3 protein-coding genes are annotated in these 2,907 nt (G+C 62.1%); all 3 read right to left on the bottom strand.

Features of this window, described 5'->3' with window-relative positions; genetic code table 11:
• Nucleotides 1-988: hypothetical protein (locus tag CXR44_RS39155; RefSeq protein ID WP_219602197.1), on the bottom strand; the 988-nt coding region annotated here is incomplete at its 3' end.
• Nucleotides 989-1,397: 409 nt separating this feature from the next.
• The gene (locus CXR44_RS34900) at nucleotides 1,398-2,117 is read right to left on the bottom strand and encodes an HAD family hydrolase (RefSeq protein WP_101790422.1); all 720 of its coding nucleotides are present in this window, start codon (nucleotides 2,115-2,117) and stop codon (nucleotides 1,398-1,400) included.
• 224 nt (nucleotides 2,118-2,341) lie between these two features.
• Nucleotides 2,342-2,907 (bottom strand): M15 family metallopeptidase (locus CXR44_RS34895; protein ID WP_245899801.1); only part of this gene is annotated, 566 nt, incomplete at its 5' end.

The following is a 2,907-nucleotide window of genomic DNA, read 5'->3' as shown; positions in this document are numbered from 1 at the left end:
AAGTCCGGCTGGTTGCAACGAGCCTGTGACCTGGCCTTTCAGGATGGAAATGGCTCAGTATTTTCAGACGATGCGCCTGGCAAACGAATTGCCCAAGTGTCGACTTGCCCTGACCCGGCCCCCCTTCAAGCACTACATTTCGTGCAATCTCGGAGACTGTCTCATCGAGAAGCAGTGCCGCAGCACCGACGCGGATCTCGTCCTGCGCCTGGTATGGATTAGGTCGGCGTGAAGTAGTTGCAGACGGAGGGGATGCATTGACCCTTTCGGCCACGTTTACAGCAGCGTGAAAGAGAGGAGATATCGGCTTTCGGGCGGCGGGCCTACTCGCAATGAGGGCCGGGACGTCCACAAACAATTTGATAAGATCGTTAGTTAGTTCGACCTGCTGAAATCTGACTTTGCTGTCTTCGTCGTGCTGCTCTACGATGAATTTCCTCAGCGCGGTATACCGTTCATGGCTGAAAGCGACGGGAAAGAGGTCTGCGATCATTGCCAAGACGTCGGTACCACGGAGAATCTCGGGGTATGCCCACGAGATCCTGGCATTTGCCTCACAGCGTCGATCCAGATCATCGCGCCACCACATACGAGCCGGAACCGGCAGTGCGGCCGAAAGTAGCGAATTGGCGCGATCCATAGTGCCACTATCTAGGTATGAAGTTCCTGGTACATTAGTGATCAAAATGTATTCATGAACTTCATAGTCGCGGCTTATCAGTGTGGCGACCTTGGCAGCTTCCTCCGCGACGACACCCTCAAGCCATTTATGTGTGTCTTCAATCTTCCCGGGTTCACGAACGAACTTAACCTGGAAGAGTCGTGATTTCGTGCCACCTTGTGGATCGGCGAACTGTAGTGCATCGCGCCCACCGTCGCGTTGGCCGACCGGATAGCATGCTACACCGGGGAATTCGGCTACGATCAGAGCCTGGCAGAGCTGCTGGAAACGCTCCGGGTCTGACCGCTCGTAGTGGAAACCTGCCACGAACCTCTCCCTCCTAAGGTGTCTACCATGCCACCCTTTGGAGGCGAAGGGGAGGCAGTTGCTCAATGTCACGCCTTGACCTTTTTGAGGCGTCAATTCCTGTATCTACTTTATCTGGTTTTCGGGCAGACCTAAATGAAGAAACGCAGTATTGCTGTAATTGCCCAGCAGATCCCACCATTCACCAGCCTGCCGAGCTGGCAGTAGCGTCCGCACCCTTGCGGCACTTCTCTCACCAGCCTGGCAAGTTGGGTCAGCAGATCCTCCAACCCAACGCGGGTGCCGTGGTCTGCTGTACAGCAGCGAAGTACAGTAACACCGCCTCATGCGGCCTGGTCCGTCCAGTACAGCGTCACATGGCTGAGCAGAAGTGTTGGCCCTCGACCATGGCCCTCCGCTTCACTTGTAATCAAGTGCCCAGGACAGGGACGGTCGCGAAGCCGCTGGCGAGATCAGCCATAGAGGAGACGGCCACCGCGTCGGGGGGATCGGCGAGGTGCTTGCGAGGGCCACGCTTGTTGACCACTCCGAGGGAGCGGATCCCGGCAAGCCTGGCCACGTGCTTGGACTGCGGGCTCAGGGTGATCAGGGCGCAGTGGGCGAGCTTGGCGTCGAGCTCTTGCACGGTCTTCTTGAGGAGGGCTTCGCCCGTCCAGTCGTCGGCCGGCAGCGGGATGAGCCACTCACGGCCGACGACCGCTCCGACGAACTGTCGGAGGCCGTGCAGGTCCAGGTAGGTCTCCATTGCGTCGGAGGAGGTGTCGCCGACCACTGCGATGCGTCTGCCGCTGGCGTGGCAGGCGTGCAGCGCTTCGCGCACTTCTGGTACGGGCACGGCCGTGCGTGCCACCGCGACCTCGGCGTCACGCACGAGCCGGACCGCTTCGGCGCCGATGTCGCGGTTCACGTCCTGGGCGTACCACATCATGGCGATCGGGTCCAGGTTGAGGGTGACGAGGAACGGCATCCGGTGTCCCGAGGCGAAGAGCCGGTCGTGGATCTCCCTGGCGATCGGGGCCGGGTCCATCCGGTGAGAGAGGCCGCAGATCGCGTCGTCGAAGACGAAGAGGGCGGCACGGGTCTGCTCTAGGACTCGGGCGACATGGGGGCGGGGCGTCCTGACTGTCACCCGGACTCCTCGCCGAAGTATGTATACGTAGGTCAGCGGCCGCGATGCACCCGATCGGGTTGCCGGCCGCCCGTGGACTGGAAGGTATCGCAAGCACCTCCGGCGATACCTTCCAGGCAGGGCACAACGAGGGCACACGAGGGTGTGAGGCGACCGGAGAGGCCGAGAAACGGTGAGTGACTGCACCGCAGGTCAACGGCGATGTCGCGACATCGCTCCAGCTCTCAGCGGCCGCTGCGTGAGAAGTGCTGGTAGTCCTTGGTGCCGGACCAGTAGCCGCCCCATTCCCAGCCGACCGAGGCGAAGGCGCGGACCACCTTGTCGCCCGGGTTGATGACGCCCTTGCCGCGCATCGGGCGCTTGGTGAACTTCTTGGCGTTCTGGTGGGCGGTGCCGCCGGCGGCCGTGACGTACGGGTTCTCGCGGGGGTTGATGTCGACGGCCTCGCCGTAGGCGTGGTTGGACCAGCTGGTCGAGCCGGTCGCCTGGCGGCAGTTGAAGGCGGAGGTGTTGTCGGCGTCGATGGAGTCGAAGTCGTCGCCCTTGTAGACGTCGACGAGCTCCATGCGCTTGATCGGGTAGCGCATGTCGTACAGCTTCCTGAAGGCCGTGACGATGTCGTCGGCGACGGTCTTGCGTACGACGAGCTCGCCGGTGTGGGGGCGGTCGTCGAAGCCCCAGTACGTCATCGTGACGAGGCGCAGGTCGCGGTGGTGGACCGGGCAGCCGGGGCGCCAGGAGTAGGGCAGGCGGTCGCGGGCGATGCCGGTGACCTTGGCGGTGAAGGCGG

The organism is Nonomuraea indica (assembly GCF_002850745.1).
GTDB lineage: Bacteria > Actinomycetota > Actinomycetes > Streptosporangiales > Streptosporangiaceae > Nonomuraea > Nonomuraea indica.
The sequence above is the reverse complement of the archived record's forward strand: the minus strand, read 5'-3'. Positions and strand labels throughout refer to the sequence as shown.